Origin of the sequence: Faecalibacterium sp. i25-0019-C1 (genome assembly GCF_042854225.1) — a bacterium.
GTDB classification, from domain to species: Bacteria; Bacillota; Clostridia; order Oscillospirales; family Ruminococcaceae; genus Faecalibacterium; species Faecalibacterium taiwanense.
This window is the reverse complement of sequence record NZ_AP031428.1, coordinates 971,069-987,284: the sequence shown is the minus strand read 5'-3', so window position 1 is coordinate 987,284 and position 16,216 is coordinate 971,069. Positions and strand designations below refer to the sequence as shown.

Sequence of the window (16,216 nt, the reverse complement as noted above, 5' to 3'; positions counted from 1 at the left end):
GAGAACCACTATGGTCATGTTTTTTCTGATCCTCGCGCTGGTCTTTGTCGTCCTGCTGGTGATCATCACCAATATCGTCATCGTGCCCCAGTCCAAGGTGTATGTCGTTGAGCGGCTGGGCAGCTACTCCGACACCTGGTCGGCAGGCCTGCACATTAAGATTCCCTTCATCGAGCGCATCGCCAAAAAGGTGAGCCTGAAGGAGCAGGTGGCAGACTTTCCCCCTCAGCCGGTCATCACCCGCGATAACGTTACCATGCAGATCGATACCGTGGTGTTCTTTCAGGTGATGGATGCCAAGCTCTACACCTACGGTGTCAACCAGCCCATTGCGGCAATCGAAAGCCTGTCCGCCACCACCCTGCGCAACATCATCGGCGAAATGGAGCTGGACCACACCCTGACCAGCCGCGATGTCATCAACGGCAAGATCACCGCCATCCTGGACGAAGCCACCGACAAGTGGGGCATCAAGGTGAACCGCGTGGAAGTGAAGAACATCATCCCGCCGCGTGAGATCCAGGAAGCCATGGAGAAGCAGATGAAGGCTGAGCGCGAGAAGCGCGCTGTCATCCTGAAAGCCGACGGTGAAAAGCAGGCCGCCATTACCGCCGCTGAGGGCGAAAAGGAAGCCGCCATCCTGCGCGCGGATGCTGTGAAGCAGCAGCGCATTCTGGAAGCCGAGGGCGAAGCACAGGCCATTCTGGCCGTGCAGAAGGCCAACGCCGATGCCATCCGCCTGTTGAACGAGGCCATGCCCAGCGATAAGGTTCTGGCCATCCGCAGTCTGGAAGCTCTGGCCAAGGTGGCCAACGGCAAGGCAACCAAGATCATCATTCCTTCGGAGCTTCAGAATCTGGGCGGCGTGGTGCCCAGCATCAAAGAGCTGATGACCGACCCGAAGGACGCAGAATAAAATTCCGGTTCACCGTCTGTGCTATATGCAGGCGGTGAACCTTGTTTTGCACGATAAAGGAGTTCTTCTATGATCTACGATACCCTGAACAATCTGCCCAACTATCTGGGCGTGAGCGACAACCTCGACACCGTCATTGAGTATATCATGGCGCGGGACATCACCACCCTGCCCGCCGGACGCACCCGCATCGACGGCGAAAAGGCTGTGGTCACTGTGAGCACCGTCACACCGCTGACTTCCGATAAAGCGCTGTTCCAGCGCCACGACAACCACATCACACTGGAGACCGATCTGGACGGCAGCGAGCTGTTTGAGGTAAGTCTTGCGGAACTGACCCCCACCAAGCCCACCGACGAAGCCACCGACACCACCGTGGGTACCGCAGGCACCAGCATTGCCGGAATGCTGTGCGAGGGGCGGTTTGCCCTGTATCTGGCCGGAGAGCCCTATAAATCCGGCCTGAAGGCGCAGGGCTGCGGCAAGCTGAAAAAAGCCGTGTTCAGCATCGAGCTGGACCCGGACGAGGAAGAAACGGAAGAATAACCGAAAGGAGATTTTCTGTATGGGATTTTTTGCTGTCCTTGCTGCAAGCCTGTTTGCCGTATTCCTCTTTACGGTATTCGGCGGCTATTCGCTGCTGCTCTGGTGTCAGCAGTCCCTGCTGATGGTGGTTCCGCCTGCGGTGGTGCTTGCGGTTTTGATCTGGACATTTATCAAAATGGACGACAAGATCACCGCCCTGCAAAAGCGGGTGGACGAGCTGGAAGCGGCGCAGAAAAACGCCGAAGAGTCCGAGAAATAAATACAGCGACGCCCCTGCAGAAAAAGCTTTTCCTGCAGGGGCGTCGCACTTTTTACACCTTACTTTTTATCCTGTGGGTCATCCAGCCCTTTGAACATCACCATACCCAGAATTGCAAAGCTGGCACCCAGCACAAAACCCACTGTTCCCAGTGTCACGCTGAATAAAACGCCCATGGCAACGCCGAACAGGATGCCCGCGATTTGACTTTTCTTCATTTTACTGCTCTGCCTTTCCGTACCATGCAACAGACAGCCGCCACGAGAGAGCATACAGCGTCAGAGCCGCCACCGCAATACCCAGCAGCCCCAGCGACGAGATGCTCTGCGGAAGAAGGTTTCTCACAATACCGTCCTCGTTTGCGGCCACGGAAAAGCCCATCAGGGCCGCGAGCGCACCAACTATGAAATAGAACCCAACCTTTGCCTTTTCGTAGCCGAAGCGGTAGCTCAGCGGCAGCAGGATGGTGCTGCTGAGCAGGGTGGTCATGCCCACCTGCACCAGCGTAGAGATCACGAGCGCGCTATCCACGGCTACCCAGTGTAGCTGTGCCACGCCAAGCGCCGCGGCAGCAAATACCTCTGCCAGCACCAGCCCGCACAGACCAACAATGTATTTACACCCCACCAGCTGCTCTTTTGTGGCCGGAAGCGCGGCACTGTATTCGTTGAAATTGCTGGTTTGGTCGTATGCCAGCAGTGTCATGGGCATCATACCCAGCAAAAAGCCCGCATAGACAATGAAGAAATTGGCCCCGTTCATCATCGAGATCACGCCCGCACCCATCATGACTACAGCTGCCACAACGACCATTTTTGCGTAATACCATGCCTGATATGCGTCCTTTAACAGCAAGCCTTTCATTGTACATTCTCCCCTTTCACCATCAGCACAAACAATTCCTCAATGCTTACCGGGGTAAGCTCTGCCCCGGCGGGCATTGCATCCCGGCGCACAAGCGCCTCGACTCCGTAGGGGGTGACCCGCTTGCCGTACACCCGCGTATCCAGTGCCGCCAGCTGCGCCGCCGTGCCATGCCACAGGGCGTATTCCTCCCGCAAGGCGTCCTTTTCCTCACAGAGCAGCAGTCTGCCCTTGTGCAGGAAGGCGATGGTATCGCACAGCTTTTCCAAGTCGCTGACGATGTGGGAGGAGATGAGGATGGAGTGCTCCTCGTCCCGGGCAAAATCCAGCAGCAGATCGGTCACCTCGTCCCGCACCACCGGGTCCAGCCCGTTGGTGGCTTCGTCCAGCAGCAGCAGCTTCGGGTGGTGCGCCAGCGCCACGGCGATGCACAGCTTCATCTTCATGCCGGTAGAGTAGTCGTTATACTTTTTCTTTTCCGGCAGCTCAAATTTTTGGCAAAATTCTGTGTAGGCAGCGGCATCCCAATTGTGGTAGATGCCCGCCATCACCTTGCCTGCCTGCACTGCGTTCAGGCACAGGGGGATGCCCTCGCTGCCCAGCACCACACCGATTTCTTCCTTGGTGTGTACAAGGTCGGTGCGGTTGTCCCTGCCCAAAATGGTCACGGTACCGCCGTCCCTCTGCAGCATGTCCAGAATCAATTTGATGGTGGTGCTTTTGCCTGCGCCGTTCTCACCGATCAGGCCGCAGATGGTGCCGCCGGGCAGTGTCAGATCCAGCGGTCCGAGGGTAAAATCCTTATAGTGCTTTGTAAGTCCCCGCAGTTCCAGTGCGTTCATGTTCAGCCCTCCCACAGCAGTTCCAGCATCTCCCGCAGCTCTTCCCTGCTCAGCCCGCAGGATGCGGACAGCTTCACAGCTTCGGTAAGGTGCGCTTCAATTTTTTTCAGGTTCTCTTCCCGCAGCAGCTCGGTGTTTTTAGGGGCTACAAAAAAGCCCTTTGCCGGTACTGCGTAAAGGAAGCCCTCTTTTTCCAGTTCATCGTAGGCGCGCTTGGTGGTAATGACGCTGATGCGCAGATCCCGTGCCAGCCCCCGGATGGAGGGCATGGCCTCGTCCGGCTGCAAAGCCCCGCTGATGATCTGCTGCTTGATCTGGTTGTAGATCTGGTCATAGATAGGCGCGCCGCTTTTGTTGTTGATAAACAGTTCCATCGGCTGCTCCTTTGGTTCTTGCGTTTTATCTGTATATGTACAGTATATACAGTAGATACGGATTTGTCAAGAGAATGCGCAAAAAAAAATACACCCGCCGTCCAAAACGGACAGCAGGTGCATTTTTTAGGTTTTACAGTGCCTTGATGGCGGTCTTAATGCGCTCGGCGGCCATCTTGGTCTTTTCGGCGTCACCGAAAGCGGTCAGGCGGAAGTAGCCCTCGCCGCACTCGCCGAAGCCCACGCCCGGGGTACCGACCACGCCGCAGTTTTCCAGCAGCCAGTCGAAGAACTCCCAGCTCTTCATGTTACCGGGGCAGCGCAGCCAGATGTAGGGGCTGTTCTTGCCGCCGCAGTACCACACGCCGCACTCGTCCAGAGCGTCCGCGATGACCTTGGCATTGCGGCGGTAGTAATCCAGATTGGCCTGAATCTCGGCCATGCCGCTCTCGGTGAACACCGCAGCGGCGGCGCGCTGCACCACGTAAGGCACACCGTTGAACTTGGTGGTCTGGCGGCGCAGCCACAGCTTATTGATGTTCATTCCCTCGCGCTCCAGCTCCTTGGGCACCACAGTGTAGCCGCAGCGGGTGCCGGTGAAGCCTGCGATCTTGGAGAAGGAGCAGATCTCAATGGCGCATTCGCGGGCCCCCTCGATCTCGAAGATGCTGCGGGCGAGGTTCTCGTCGGAGATGAAGCACTCGTATGCAGCATCGTACAGGATGATGGCATCGTTCTTCTTGGCGTAGTCCACCCAGACCTTCAGCTGGTCGCGGGTGTAGGCGGCACCGGTGGGGTTATTGGGGCTGCAGATATAGATGATGTCAGCCTTCACATTCTCATCCGGCATCCCCAGGAAGCCGTTCTCCTGACTGGTGCGGCTGTAGATGATCTTGCGGCCATCGGTCACGTTATCGTCCACGTAGGTGGGATAAACGGGGTCCGGCACCAGCACGGTGTTGTCCACATCGAACAGGCCCAGTACGTTGGCCAGATCGCTCTTTGCACCATCAGAGATGAAAATTTCATCCTCTGCCAGCTGGGTGCCGCGGCCTGCATAGTAGCCCTGAATGGCCTGCTTGAGGAAGGGATAGCCCTGCTCCGGGCCATAGCCGTGGAAGCCTTCCTTGGTGCCCATCTCATCGGCTGCATCGTGCATGGCCTTGACCACACACTTTGCCAGCGGCTGGGTCACATCGCCAATGCCCAGACGGATGATCTCTTTCTCCGGATGTGCCTCCTGATAAGCGGCCACCTTGTGGGCAATGTCCACAAACAGGTAGCTTGCCTTCAGCTCGTTGTAATGCTTGTTCATCTTCATGGTTACTTTCCCTCGATTCTGTTTTGGTATGACCCTCTCAGTCATCTCGCGTCCGCTCGATGCCAGCTCCCCCGAGTGGGGGAGCTTTTTTGTTGTGAAGAAAAACTTTTCCTCTTGATGTGGAAAAGCTCGCCCTTCGGGAGAGCTGTCGCCGTCAGGCGACTGAGAGGGTTCTCGTTCTCTTTACACTTCCGTCGTACCTTCGCACACGGTCTCGGCGGCGCCGGTCATCAGCAACTGTCTGCCGGGCAATACCCGGATGGTCAGCACACCGCCGCGCAGCTGCACATGGATGTCCTCGCCTGCCGGGCAGATGCCAAGCTCGGTCAGGGCCGCCACGGTGGCGCAGGTGCCGGTGCCGCAGGCCCATGTCTCGCCGCTGCCGCGCTCCCACACCCGCATCTTCAGGTGGGTGGCATCCACCACCTGCACGAACTCGGTGTTGATGCGCTCCGGGAAGTTTGCGTGGTACTCAAAGGCCGGACCGATCTCTTCCAGCTTCAGGCTGTCCACATCCTCCACCACAGTCACACAGTGGGGGTTGCCCACATTGATGCAGGTCACATGCCACGTTTTGCCGTCCACGGTCAGTTCTTTGTCCACAAGCGGTTCTTCGCCCATGTTCACAGCAGGCAGGCTGGCAGGCATGGCACTGTAAGCGCCCATCTCCACCTGCCACAGGCCAGCACCCTTGTGGGTGACGGTCTTCAGGCCGCTGAGGGTATCAATGGCAAGCGTTTCCTTTTCAATGCCGTGGGTGTACAGCCATTCAGCCACACAGCGGATGCCGTTGCCACACATCCTGCCCTCGCTGCCGTCTGCGTTGAAAATGCGCATCATGCCGTCCGCACCTGCCGTCTGCGCAGCGCAGATGCAGATGATGCCGTCCGCACCAATGGAAAAATGCCGCCGGGACAATTTTTCGGAAAGGGCTGCAATGTTCTCCGGCACACCGCTTTTGCGGCAGTCCAGATAGATATAATCGTTGGCGCAGCCCTGCATTTTGGTAAATGAAAGCTTCATGCTCAAAACTCCTTCATGGGACTTGTGGTCAGTCCCTATAAACTCGCTACTTTATAATGATAAGAAACCGGGGCGCTCCTGTCAAGCGAAAATGCACCTTTCCGGCAATTTTTCGCAAAGGAATCTGTCAGAATGGAAAACAGGGCTTGACAATACGCATGGCATGGGATATAAAAAAAGAGAGAGTTTTGTACAGTCCGGGGCCGCGCAGCATCTGCGGGTGCATCCGTCACGGCAGCCGCACGCACGGCACCGGTGTACAGGACAGGCAAAACAACTGCAAAAAGGAGACCACAGGAATGGATACTTTTGAAAAAATCCGTGCATTGCTGGCGGAGCAGCTGGATGTTGACCCGGCAAAGATCACGATGGATAGTGACATCATGAGCGATTTTGAGGCCGACAGTCTGGATATCGTGGATATGGTGATGACGCTGGAGGATGAGTTTGGCATTGAGGTGCCGGACGATGCCATCGAGTCCCTGCGCACCGTGGGCGATGTGGTAAACTTTGTGGACAGCCACGCGCAGAACTGATTCAGTCAAAAAGCCCTGCCTTCTGGTGCGGCACCCGGCCGCACTGCATGGACGGGGCTTTTAATATGGTTCGTGCGGAACGCAAGCCGTTTGGCGCACGGCCTTAGGAGGAAAAAGCAAAAATGGCAAAAGATTCAAAGAAGCTCGTACAGGCGATCACCAGCCAGGAAGAGAACTTCGCACAGTGGTACACCGATATCTGCGTGAAGGCAGAGCTGGTGGAGTACTCCAGCGTGAAGGGTTTCATCATCCTGCGCCCCTACGGTCAGGCCATCTGGGAGCTGATCCAGAAGGACATGGATGCCCGCTTCAAGGCCACCGGCCATGAGAACGTGGCAATGCCCGTGCTGATCCCGGAAAGCCTGCTGCAGAAGGAGGGCGAACTGGTCAATGGCTTCGCGCCGGAGGTGGCGTGGGTCACGATGGGCGGTTCCGACAAGCTGGAAGAGCGTCTGGCCGTGCGTCCCACCAGCGAGACCATGTTCTGCGACCACTGGTCCCGCGTGCTGCACAGCTACCGTGAGCTTCCCATGAAGTACAACCAGTGGTGCAGCGTTGTCCGCTGGGAAAAGACCACCCGCCCCTTCCTGCGCAGCCGCGAGTTCTGGTGGCAGGAAGGCCACACCATCCACGAGACTGCCGCCGAGGCTGAGGCTGAGACCCAGCAGCAGCTGAATTGCTACGCAGATGTCTGCGAGCAGGATCTGGCCATCCCCGTGGTGAAGGGTCGCAAGACCGACAAGGAAAAGTTTGCCGGTGCCGAGGCTACCTATACCATCGAGGCCATGATGAAGGACGGCAAGGCCCTGCAGAGCGGCACCAGCCACTACTTTGGCGATAAGTTCAGCAAGGCTTATGACGTGACCTTTACCGGCCGCGACAACCAGCTGCATCATCCGTTCCAGACCAGCTGGGGCGTTTCCACCCGTCTGGTGGGCGCTATCATCATGACCCACGGCGACGACGACGGCCTGATCCTGCCCCCGGCAGTGGCCCCCATTCAGGTGGTCGTAGTGCCCATCGCAGCCCACAAGCCCGGCGTTTCCGAGAAGGCTGCCGAGCTGGCCGAGAAGATCAGCAAGTATGCCCGCGTGAAGCTGGACGACAGCGACAACGCACCGGGCTGGAAGTTCTCCCAGTGGGAGATGAAGGGCGTGCCCCTGCGTCTGGAGATCGGCCCCAAGGATCTGGAAAAGAACCAGTGCGTGCTGGTGCGCCGCGATACCCGCGAAAAAGTCTTCGTCTCTCTGGACGAGCTGGAGACTGCGATCCCCGCACAGCTGGAGGCCCTGCGCAAGGACCTGTACGAGCGTGCTCTTGCCAACCGCGAGAAGCGCACCTGGGCTGCCACCACCATGGACGAGGTGAAGGAGCTGGCCAAGGCAAACACCGGCTACATCAAGACCATGTGGTGCGGCGACCTTGCCTGCGAGATGAAGATGAAGGAAGAAGTCGGCCTGTCCAGCCGCTGCATGCCGTTTGAGCAGGAACACCTGAGCGATGTATGCCCCTGCTGCGGCAAGCCCGCCAAGACCATGGTCTACTGGGGCGTGGCGTACTAAGCTTTCCTTTTACTGACAATACAAGAAAAAACGGAACACTTCGGTGCTCCGTTTTTTCTTGTATTTTGACAATTTTTGTGTTATTATGAATTTGTCGCTTTCAGGCGGCAAGGCACTGCATACAACGGCAGGCGGTTCGGCCCCACTTCCGAAAGGAGGTGAAGCTCATGCCAATTACTTTGACATTCCATATCTTCGGATTGGTATTTACTATCAAGGTAAAAAGCGAGAACCGCCACCCTGGCCGGTGACGGTTCTTAGTTTTTAAGACTGTTCATCAAAAAGGCTGACCGCTTGTCGCAGTGCCTTTTCTGTTTACAGTATACTCATTTTCAAAGGTTCTGTCAAGTGCACGCAGCTTCGTTTCTGCGTGCTTTTTTATCGTTCAAACGTGGTGCTCAGGGTGGTCTCCCAGCTTTCACCCGGGGCAAGGCAGGCGGCAGCGGCACGCTGGCTCCACTGCTGCGGGTCAGTCTCGGCGGCGGGCAGACTGTGCCACGGCTCAATGCACACAAACCGCACCGGCTTTGCAGGGGCCGACCAGATGAGCGCGTAGGGGTAGCCTTCCACATTGCAGGTGATCTTGCGGCCGGTGCCCTTCTCATAGATGCCAATGGTCTTGGTGCGCAGGCCCGCCATGCAGAAGCTGTCGTTTGCGAACAGATCATCTGTCAGCTGGATGGCCTGCTGGTTTTTCCACTGATAATAGCACTTGCCAGACAGCAGGCCGTTCGGACGGGCATCCAGAATGACCGGGCTTTCCGGCTGGTCGAACCGGAACTCGTAATCCGTGGTGGTGTGCTGTGCATCAAAGGGGATGTTGAACGCCGGGTGATAGCCGATGCCAAAGCGCAGCTCTTCGGTGCCGGGGTTGCGCACCGTCAGCGTATGGTGCACGGTCTTGCCGTCCAGACGGAAGGTGCTGGTGAGCACAAAATCAAAGGGGAAGCGTTCGGCTTTGATGGCGTCATCCGAGCGCAGCTCCAACTGGATGGTATCGCCCTCGGCCTTGAGCAGGGTGTGCTCCACATCGCGGGCAAAGCCGTGCTGACCGCCCTTGTACGTTTTGCCGTCCACCTCAAAGGTACCGCCGGGCAGCTTGCCCGTCCACGGGAACAGAATGGGGGCGTGGCGCTTCCACACAGCCGGGTCGGCCTGCCAGAGCAGCTCTTCCCCCGCCGCATTTTTCAGGCTGACTGCTTCGGCACCGTGGGTATCCACAGTCAAGGTCAGAAATTCGTTGTGAATGGTTGCCTGCATTTTCAGTATCTCCTTTGTCCTTCTTATTTTCCGGGGTCTTCTGCTTCCAGTATACTCCCCCGTGTGCCAAAAATAAAGTCCCGCCCAGTTTCAGCAGGGCTGTGCCAGCGGCAGGGTGACTGCAAAGGTAGTGCCGTTTTCGCTGCTGCGTTCCACGGTCACACTGCCGCCATGCAGCACGGCGATCTCCCGCACAAGGGCAAGGCCAAGCCCAACGCCGCCCATCTCCCGGCTGCGGGACTTATCCACCCGGAAAAAGGGCTGGAAGATGCTCTCCCGGCAGTCTGCGGGAATACCCGGGCCGGTATCTGCAACGCGCAGTACAGCGGTCTGCTTTTCCTGTTGCAGGGTGACGCGCACCGCACCGCCGGGGCGGTTATACTTGATGCCGTTTTCCACCAGATTGAACACCAGCCGGTAGATCAGCGCATCGCTGCCCACCATGCCAAGTTCCTCGCAGTCCTGCTGCAAAGAGATATTGTTTTTCTGGGCAAGGGGGGTCAGGTCGGTCAGGATCTCCTCCACCAGCGGCGCAAGGGCGATCTGGTCGGTGCGGGAGACTGATTGCAGATTGCTCATCTCTAATAAAGTGCGCACAAGAGCGGTCAGGCGGTCCAGCTGCTCCCGCAGAGAGCGGATCAGCCCGGCAGTTTCGGCGTCCATGGCCGGGTGCTCCTCTGCAAACAGTTCCAGCTTCGTCTGCAAAATAGCCAGCGGGGTGCGCAGCTCGTGGGCGGCATTGCCCGCAAACTGCCGCTGCAACTCAAAGGACTGCGCCAGACCATCCAGCATCCGGTTCACCGACCGGCTCAACTGCCCGAATTCCTGCACAGTGTTTTCGTCCAGACGGGTGGTGGCGATGCTGTCCTGATCGACCTGCTGCGCCTGCTGCGCAAGCTGCTGTAACGGTTTCAGCGCTCTGCCGCTGACAAAATAAGCAATGGCAGCGCTGACGATGGTGACCACGACGGTGATGCACCAGCCCTTGCGGCCAAAGACCACCTTTGCATCGTAGACTTCCTGCGAAAAATGCGCCAGCAGACTGGACATTTCCTCCTGCGGGATCTCGATGGTCAACGGATCCGCACTGCCGGGCTGGTACTGCATCATAAAGCCGTTGAGGGCATCCATGCCGGTAACGCCGGTGCGGTATAAAAGCAGGTTCATGCACACGCAGGCGCAGGCGATGAGCAGCGCGGTCAGCAGGGTGATGCGCCATTGCAGGGACAAATGTTTCATTGTGCCTCGCCTCCGATCTCGTAGCCTTCCCCGATGCGGTTGCGGATGGGGTCGTAGCCCAGCGCCGCCCGCAGCTTTTTGCGCAGGGCAGAGATATGCACCCGGATGGAGTTGCTGAAGCTGTCTACACTGCCATCCCAGACGTGCTCGATGAGTTCTTCCTGACTGACCGGGCGTCCCTGATGCAGCAGCAGATATTCCAGTACGCCGCTCTCCTTCCGCGTCAAAGCAAGGGTCTGACCGTCCACAGCAGCAACGCGGCTGCGGGTGTTGAAGCTCAGCCGTCCGCAGCACAGACAGACGTCTTGCTGAATAAATTTGCGCCGGGTCAGGCTGCGCACCCGGGCTTCCAGCTCTGCAAGGTGAAAGGGCTTGGAAAGGTAATCGTTCGCCCCGGCATCCAGCCCCTCCACTTTATCTGCGATTTCACTGCGTGCCGACAAGATCAGCACACAGGTCTCAAGGTCGTGCCGGCGCAGGGTGCGCAGCACCTGCATTCCGTCCACCTTGGGCAGGTTGAGGTCCAGCAGTACAAGGTCGTACCGCTCTGCTGCCAGTGCCTCCAGCGCGGCCTCGCCGTCTGCACAGGCATCCACCTCGTACCCGGACAGCCGCAGCTTTCGGGCAATATCCTCCCGCAGGGAGTGCTCGTCCTCTACCACCAAAAGGCGCATCTTTGTTTTCCACCTTTCCCATAAAAATTGCGTTTTTTCTTCATTATAACAGATTATAGCAGACGGTGTTAAGATTCGTGTTAAGATTTTCTTAGCAGAGATTTTATCACGCATGGTGTATACTGATGCCATCAAACAACAGGAGGCTATGATGTTCATGACAAAAAAACAGGCGCAGCTGCTTTTGCTTGCCGCTGGGGTTCTGATGCTGCTGTTCGGCTTATGGCGGGGCGAGGCAGACACCGTATTTTCAAAAGCCATCCGGCTGTGTATGGAGTGTGTGGGCATTGGATAAGAAAAAGAAAAAGCTTTCTCCCCTTGCCCGCTTCCGGGGCTTTATACAAGCCGGGGCTACCCTGCTGACCAATCTCCACCTACCCAATTTTGCAAAAGGAGCGCTGTATCAGGGCGGCGGAAAATACGTCTGCGTGCCGGGGCTGAACTGCTATTCCTGCCCGGGCGCGGCCGGTGCCTGTCCGGTGGGAGCATTCCAGGCGGTGGTGGGCTCTTCCAAGTTCCGCTTTTCCTACTACATTACCGGCATCCTCATCCTCTTTGGGGTGTTGCTGGGGCGGTTCATCTGCGGTTTCCTCTGCCCATTCGGGTGGTTTCAGGAGCTTTTGCACAAGATCCCATCCCCCAAGCTTTCCACCAAAAAGCTGAAGCCGCTGCGCTATTTAAAGTATGCGGTGCTGCTGGTCATGGTGGTGCTGCTGCCTTTGCTGGCGGTCAATGAGCTGGGCATGGGCGACCCCTTCTTCTGCAAGTATCTCTGCCCGCAGGGCGTGCTGGAGGGTGCCATTCCCCTCTCCCTGACCAATGCGGGCATCCGCGCTGCGCTGGGCAAGCTGTTCACATGGAAGGCCTGCATCCTGCTGGCGGTCATCGTGGGCAGCGTGGTATTCTACCGTCCCTTCTGCAAGTGGCTGTGCCCGCTGGGCGCGTTCTATGCGCTGCTGAACAAGGTCTCGCTGTTCCAGATGCGCGTAGACACCCACAAATGCGTCTCCTGCGGAGCCTGTGCAAAGGCTTGCAAGATGGACGTAGACATTACCAAGACCCCCAACCACGCCGAATGCATCCGCTGCGGGATGTGCATGAAAGCCTGCCCCACGGACGCCATTCAGTACAAGTTCGGGCTGGGGGACCAATCAAATACCGAAACAACAAAGGAGTAAAACCATGAAGATCCATCGTATCGCCGCACTTTTTCTCAGCCTTGTGCTGGCTTTCAGCCTTGCCGCCTGCGGGCAGGGCGCATCTTCTGCATCTTCTGCATCCTCTTCTGCCGCTTCCTCTGCGGCAGCAGAAAGCAAAACCGAGGAGCAGCTGCTGGCCGAGGAAAACGAGATCCTTTCTGCAAACGATGCTCTGTGGGAGAAAGTGTTCTCATCCATGGACAAAAACGTGACCGAAACCACGATCAGCGCCAACTACGGCGATTTTCTGCTCAGCGCTGTGGAAAAGGCCAAAGATCAGTTCTCGGACGAGGAGTACAAGACCCTGACCGCAGATGCCGAAAAGATTCGTGCCATCGAGGAGCAGATCGCCGCTCTTGCCCCCGCAGAGGATGCCGCTTCCAGTGCCGCCGCACAGGGCACCGCCTTCCCCAAGTTTGAGGGCAGCGATTTAGAGGGCAACCCGGTGGACAACAGCCTGTTTGCGGGCAACGCCTTTACGGTGGTGAATTTCTGGTTCAACGGCTGCAAGCCCTGCGTGGAGGAGTTGGACGACCTGAACGCCCTGAACGAGAAGGTCAAGGCACAGGGCGGTGAGGTCATCGGCATCAACACCGAGACGCTGGACGGCAACCAGCAGGGCATTGATGCCGCCAAAAAACTGCTGGAGACAACGGGCGCAAGCTACCGCAACATCTACTTTGCCTCCGGCAGTGAGGCCGGCAAGTTTGCACTGAACATCATGGCCTTCCCCACCACTTACGTTTTTGATCGGGACGGCAACGTTGTGGGGCAGCCCCTGCTTGGCGGCATCGACAAGGAAGAAAACCTTGCCGCTCTGCAAAAAAATATCGACGCCGCCCTTGCCAAGGACAGCGCCAAATAAACCTTTCTCCCCTGCCGCCTTCGGGCGGCTTTTTTATTTGCGGTGTGCATTGCCATGCACGCCCGGGTGCCGGACGGAATACGCTGTGAGAGAAGCGATACCACTTTTACAGCAAAGGAGCATCCGCCTATGAAAAACACCGGCATTCTACGCATTCAGGCTTTCGGTGCCCGTCAGTCCTCGCCCATCGAGGGTGTTCTCGTCACCGTGTCCGGCAACGGCTTTACCGCTCAGCGTATCACCGACGAGACCGGCACCGCTGCCGACCTTTCCATTGAAGCCCCCTCCTGTGCGCTGTCCCTGCAGGAGGACAACACCATCCGACCCTATGCCGTTGTGGACCTGACTGCCGCAAAGGCAGGCTTCCGCACCGTGCGCATTCAGGGTGTGCAGATCTTTGCCGGGCAGGTCACACTGGCCCAGCCGGAGATGATCCCCGAGACCGAAGGGGATCGCGACGTGGTAAACCCGCCCATAGTCATCCCGGAACATTCACTGTTCACCGGCGATGGCGGCAGCGGCCCGGACCCCATGGAGAACTGCGTGCCCCGGGTGCTGGACAGAGTCATCATTCCCAAAAACATCACGGTGCATCTGGGCAAGCCTGCGGCATCCGCCCGCAATGTGACTGTCTCCTTCCGGGATTATATCGCCAATGTTGCATCCAGCGAAGTCTACCCTACCTGGCCGGAGCAGGCCCTGCGGGCCAACATCCACTGCCAGATCTCGCTGGCACTCAACCGCATCTACACCGAGTGGTACCCCAGCAAGGGCTACACCTTCAACATCACCAACTCCACCAGCTACGACCAGTACTATGTGCATGGCCGCACCGTGTTCGATGTGATGGTGCGCATCACCGACGACATCTTCAACACCTATATCCGCAAGACCGGCACCGTAAACCCCTACTACTCTGAATACTGCGACGGTAAATCGGTCACCTGCCCGGGTCTCAAGCAGTGGGGCACCGTAACGCTGGCCAATCAGGGCCGTAACGCCTTGCAGATCCTGAAGTATTACTACGGCAACGACATCGAGATCATCCGCACCTCGAACATCCAGTCCATCCCCCAGAGCTACCCCGGTTCGCCCATCCGGCAAGGCGACAGCGGCACAGCGGTGTTCACCCTGCAACGCCAGCTGAACCGCATCACCAAGGACTATCCCTTCCTCGGCCTGCTGACTGTGGACGGCGTGTTCGGGGCCAAGATGGCCGCCACGGTCAGGGCGTTCCAGAAGCAGTTTAACCTGATCGCCGACGGCGTAGTCGGACGACAGGCATGGTACAAGATCAGCTATATCTATGTGTCGGTCAAGGATCTTGCGGAGCTGACCAGCGAGGGCGAGGTGTCCAGCGGCACTCTCTCGGACGGCACATGGGGCGGCACCGTACTGCGCACCGGCTCCACCGGCAGCGCAGTGGAACAGCTGCAGTTCTGGCTGAATACGCTGGCACAGTATGAGTCTTCCATCCCATCGTTAACAGTGGACGGCGTTTACGGCACTGGAACGGCCAACACGGTGCGGGCCTTCCAGCGCAAATACGGCCTGACCGTGGACGGCGTGGTGGGCCGTGACACATGGACCGCACTGTACGACCAGTTCCGCAGCATCCAGTCCGACAACGGCACCCCCAATGCCTACCCCGGCACCGCCCTGCGGGAGGGTGCAAGCGGACAGAATGTGCGGCTGGTGCAGTTCTGGCTCAAGATCGCGCGCACGGTGTACTCGAACCTGAACAACATCACGGTGGACGGCAAGTTCGGCAGTGCCACCACAGCGGCAGTCAAGCGGTTCCAGACCTACTTTGGCCTGACCAGCGACGGTGTGGTGGGCCGCACGACATGGAACAAGCTATACGAGGTGTACAACGACATCGCCAACAAGCTGCTGTCGTCCAGCCTGCGCCCCGGCGAGTACCCGGGCGTGCTGCGCAAAGGCTCTTCCGGCACAGCGGTGCGGGAGCTGCAGTTCTACCTCTACCTCATGAGCGCCTACGAGAGCAGCATCCCGGCCATTGGCATCGACGGACAGTTCGGTGCTTCCACCGAAGCTGCCGTGCGGGCCTACCAGCGCTTTGCGAGGCTGACTGTAGATGGCATCGTGGGACGTACCACATGGAACAGCCTGTACGACAAGGCGTCCACTCTGCGGACATCCGGGCCGGTGGTCACCCTGAAACGCCTGCCCTACCCCGGTACCCCGCTCACAGTGGGGTCTTCCGGCAGTGCAGTGCTCTACTACAGCCTGCTTTTGCAGCGCATTGCCTACTACTTTACCAGCGTGGAGGCCCCGCCCCTCTCCGACCAGTACACCGACGAGACTGCCGCCGCCACCCGCAGCGCACAGGAGCTGCTGGACCTGCCGGAGACCGGCATTGCGGATGCCGACACATGGACAGCTGCGGAAGCGCTGAGCCTGCAGCTCGCCGCCGAAATGCCCAACCCCGACCGCAGCATCGGGCATGGCCCGGTCTACCCGGGCCGGGCCATCGGCGCGGGCAGCGTGGGGCCGGACGTGGCGCAGGTGGAGACATGGCTGAACGGGCGTTCCTGCCTGTACTGCACCGAGGGCTATGTGACCGAGAACCGCCGCTTCGGACCGGAAGAGACTGCCGCCGTCCGGCTGGCACAGCAGCGGGCCGGGCTGCTGGTGACCGGCACCGTGGACCGCGGAACATGGGCCGCGCTGCAGGCCCAGAGCTGCCCACACTGCAGCAAGGAGGAATGAGCG

General features: G+C 58.4%; 18 protein-coding genes. 9 read left to right on the top strand and 9 right to left on the bottom strand.

The window, feature by feature from the left end; translation table 11 throughout:
- Positions 1–10: 10 nt before the first annotated feature.
- The 3 genes from ACGHUK_RS04925 (at position 11) to ACGHUK_RS04915 (ending at position 1,721) form a co-directional block, all read left to right on the top strand.
- A complete protein-coding gene (locus tag ACGHUK_RS04925) occupies positions 11–916 on the top strand; it encodes an SPFH domain-containing protein (protein WP_005939926.1) in 906 nt (301 codons plus the stop codon).
- 69 nt (positions 917–985) lie between these two features.
- On the top strand, positions 986–1,462 hold the full coding sequence (locus tag ACGHUK_RS04920) for a YhcH/YjgK/YiaL family protein (RefSeq protein ID WP_349137237.1): 477 nt from the start codon (positions 986–988) through the stop codon (positions 1,460–1,462).
- A 19-nt stretch (positions 1,463–1,481) separates the two neighbouring features.
- Positions 1,482–1,721 carry a hypothetical protein gene (locus ACGHUK_RS04915; protein ID WP_390575304.1) on the top strand — a complete coding sequence of 80 codons (240 nt, stop codon included), beginning with the start codon at positions 1,482–1,484 and terminating at the stop codon, positions 1,719–1,721.
- A 59-nt stretch (positions 1,722–1,780) separates the two neighbouring features.
- Here ACGHUK_RS04915 and ACGHUK_RS04910 read toward each other — a convergent pair whose 3' ends face one another.
- The 6 genes from ACGHUK_RS04910 to dapF form a co-directional block, all read right to left on the bottom strand.
- A complete protein-coding gene (locus ACGHUK_RS04910) occupies positions 1,781–1,939 on the bottom strand; it encodes a hypothetical protein (RefSeq protein WP_005939916.1) in 159 nt (52 codons plus the stop codon).
- Between the two features lies 1 nt (position 1,940).
- Positions 1,941–2,585, bottom strand: coding sequence for an ABC-2 transporter permease (locus tag ACGHUK_RS04905; protein WP_390575302.1), 645 nt, complete (start codon positions 2,583–2,585; stop codon positions 1,941–1,943).
- A complete protein-coding gene (locus tag ACGHUK_RS04900) occupies positions 2,582–3,427 on the bottom strand; it encodes an ABC transporter ATP-binding protein (protein ID WP_390575299.1) in 846 nt (281 codons plus the stop codon). Before ACGHUK_RS04900 ends, ACGHUK_RS04905 begins: the two co-directional genes overlap by 4 nt.
- 2 nt (positions 3,428–3,429) lie before the next feature.
- On the bottom strand, positions 3,430–3,849 hold the full coding sequence (locus ACGHUK_RS04895) for a GntR family transcriptional regulator (protein WP_332376680.1): 420 nt from the start codon (positions 3,847–3,849) through the stop codon (positions 3,430–3,432).
- Positions 3,850–3,934: 85 nt separating this feature from the next.
- The gene (locus ACGHUK_RS04890) at positions 3,935–5,122 is read right to left on the bottom strand and encodes an LL-diaminopimelate aminotransferase (RefSeq protein WP_390575296.1); all 1,188 of its coding nucleotides are present in this window, start codon (positions 5,120–5,122) and stop codon (positions 3,935–3,937) included.
- A gap of 183 nt (positions 5,123–5,305) precedes the next feature.
- On the bottom strand, positions 5,306–6,145 hold the full coding sequence (gene dapF / locus ACGHUK_RS04885) for a diaminopimelate epimerase (protein ID WP_390575293.1): 840 nt from the start codon (positions 6,143–6,145) through the stop codon (positions 5,306–5,308).
- Between the two features lie 299 nt (positions 6,146–6,444).
- Here dapF and acpP point away from each other — a divergent pair, with 299 nt between their 5' ends.
- Both acpP and proS read left to right on the top strand, forming a co-directional pair.
- Positions 6,445–6,681 carry an acyl carrier protein gene (gene acpP, locus ACGHUK_RS04880; RefSeq protein ID WP_044953468.1) on the top strand — a complete coding sequence of 79 codons (237 nt, stop codon included), beginning with the start codon at positions 6,445–6,447 and terminating at the stop codon, positions 6,679–6,681.
- Positions 6,682–6,803: 122 nt separating this feature from the next.
- A complete protein-coding gene (proS, locus tag ACGHUK_RS04875; RefSeq protein ID WP_005939895.1) occupies positions 6,804–8,243 on the top strand; it encodes a proline--tRNA ligase in 1,440 nt (479 codons plus the stop codon).
- A gap of 378 nt (positions 8,244–8,621) precedes the next feature.
- Here the strand turns inward: proS and ACGHUK_RS04870 are convergent, their stop codons facing one another.
- From ACGHUK_RS04870 to ACGHUK_RS04860, 3 genes are all read right to left on the bottom strand, one after another.
- On the bottom strand, positions 8,622–9,503 hold the full coding sequence (locus ACGHUK_RS04870) for an aldose 1-epimerase family protein (RefSeq protein WP_223387882.1): 882 nt from the start codon (positions 9,501–9,503) through the stop codon (positions 8,622–8,624).
- Positions 9,504–9,593: 90 nt separating this feature from the next.
- The gene (locus ACGHUK_RS04865; RefSeq protein WP_097781961.1) at positions 9,594–10,742 is read right to left on the bottom strand and encodes a cell wall metabolism sensor histidine kinase WalK; all 1,149 of its coding nucleotides are present in this window, start codon (positions 10,740–10,742) and stop codon (positions 9,594–9,596) included.
- The gene (locus ACGHUK_RS04860; protein ID WP_223387884.1) at positions 10,739–11,416 is read right to left on the bottom strand and encodes a response regulator transcription factor; all 678 of its coding nucleotides are present in this window, start codon (positions 11,414–11,416) and stop codon (positions 10,739–10,741) included. The genes ACGHUK_RS04865 and ACGHUK_RS04860 overlap by 4 nt, the downstream gene beginning before the upstream one ends.
- A 151-nt stretch (positions 11,417–11,567) precedes the next feature.
- Between ACGHUK_RS04860 and ACGHUK_RS04855 the strand changes: the two genes are divergently transcribed.
- The 4 genes from ACGHUK_RS04855 to ACGHUK_RS04840 all read left to right on the top strand — a co-directional run bounded on the left by ACGHUK_RS04855 (position 11,568) and on the right by ACGHUK_RS04840 (position 16,213).
- Positions 11,568–11,711 (top strand): CD1871A family CXXC motif-containing protein, encoded by a 144-nt coding sequence (locus tag ACGHUK_RS04855; protein WP_337678835.1) that lies wholly within the window; start codon positions 11,568–11,570, stop codon positions 11,709–11,711.
- Complete coding sequence (locus ACGHUK_RS04850) at positions 11,704–12,594, top strand: 4Fe-4S binding protein (protein WP_005939881.1); 891 nt, start codon at positions 11,704–11,706, stop codon at positions 12,592–12,594. The genes ACGHUK_RS04855 and ACGHUK_RS04850 overlap by 8 nt, the downstream gene beginning before the upstream one ends.
- Before the next feature lie 4 nt (positions 12,595–12,598).
- A complete protein-coding gene (locus ACGHUK_RS04845; RefSeq protein WP_005939879.1) occupies positions 12,599–13,480 on the top strand; it encodes a TlpA disulfide reductase family protein in 882 nt (293 codons plus the stop codon).
- Between the two features lie 129 nt (positions 13,481–13,609).
- Positions 13,610–16,213, top strand: coding sequence for a peptidoglycan-binding protein (locus ACGHUK_RS04840; protein WP_223387888.1), 2,604 nt, complete (start codon positions 13,610–13,612; stop codon positions 16,211–16,213).
- The last annotated feature ends 3 nt before the right edge of the window (positions 16,214–16,216 follow it).

Coding starts and splice junctions, on each gene's coding strand:
- ACGHUK_RS04900 (WP_390575299.1), bottom strand. CDS start 3,427: ATGAACGCACTGGAACTGCGGGGACTTACAAAGCACTATAAGGATTTT.
- ACGHUK_RS04870 (WP_223387882.1), bottom strand. CDS start 9,503: ATGCAGGCAACCATTCACAACGAATTTCTGACCTTGACTGTGGATACC.
- acpP (WP_044953468.1), top strand. CDS start 6,445: ATGGATACTTTTGAAAAAATCCGTGCATTGCTGGCGGAGCAGCTGGAT.
- proS (WP_005939895.1), top strand. CDS start 6,804: ATGGCAAAAGATTCAAAGAAGCTCGTACAGGCGATCACCAGCCAGGAA.
- ACGHUK_RS04840 (WP_223387888.1), top strand. CDS start 13,610: ATGAAAAACACCGGCATTCTACGCATTCAGGCTTTCGGTGCCCGTCAG.
- dapF (WP_390575293.1), bottom strand. CDS start 6,145: ATGAAGCTTTCATTTACCAAAATGCAGGGCTGCGCCAACGATTATATC.
- ACGHUK_RS04855 (WP_337678835.1), top strand. CDS start 11,568: ATGTTCATGACAAAAAAACAGGCGCAGCTGCTTTTGCTTGCCGCTGGG.
- ACGHUK_RS04925 (WP_005939926.1), top strand. CDS start 11: ATGGTCATGTTTTTTCTGATCCTCGCGCTGGTCTTTGTCGTCCTGCTG.
- ACGHUK_RS04910 (WP_005939916.1), bottom strand. CDS start 1,939: ATGAAGAAAAGTCAAATCGCGGGCATCCTGTTCGGCGTTGCCATGGGC.
- ACGHUK_RS04920 (WP_349137237.1), top strand. CDS start 986: ATGATCTACGATACCCTGAACAATCTGCCCAACTATCTGGGCGTGAGC.
- ACGHUK_RS04845 (WP_005939879.1), top strand. CDS start 12,599: ATGAAGATCCATCGTATCGCCGCACTTTTTCTCAGCCTTGTGCTGGCT.
- ACGHUK_RS04860 (WP_223387884.1), bottom strand. CDS start 11,416: ATGCGCCTTTTGGTGGTAGAGGACGAGCACTCCCTGCGGGAGGATATT.
- ACGHUK_RS04915 (WP_390575304.1), top strand. CDS start 1,482: ATGGGATTTTTTGCTGTCCTTGCTGCAAGCCTGTTTGCCGTATTCCTC.
- ACGHUK_RS04865 (WP_097781961.1), bottom strand. CDS start 10,742: ATGAAACATTTGTCCCTGCAATGGCGCATCACCCTGCTGACCGCGCTG.
- ACGHUK_RS04905 (WP_390575302.1), bottom strand. CDS start 2,585: ATGAAAGGCTTGCTGTTAAAGGACGCATATCAGGCATGGTATTACGCA.
- ACGHUK_RS04890 (WP_390575296.1), bottom strand. CDS start 5,122: ATGAAGATGAACAAGCATTACAACGAGCTGAAGGCAAGCTACCTGTTT.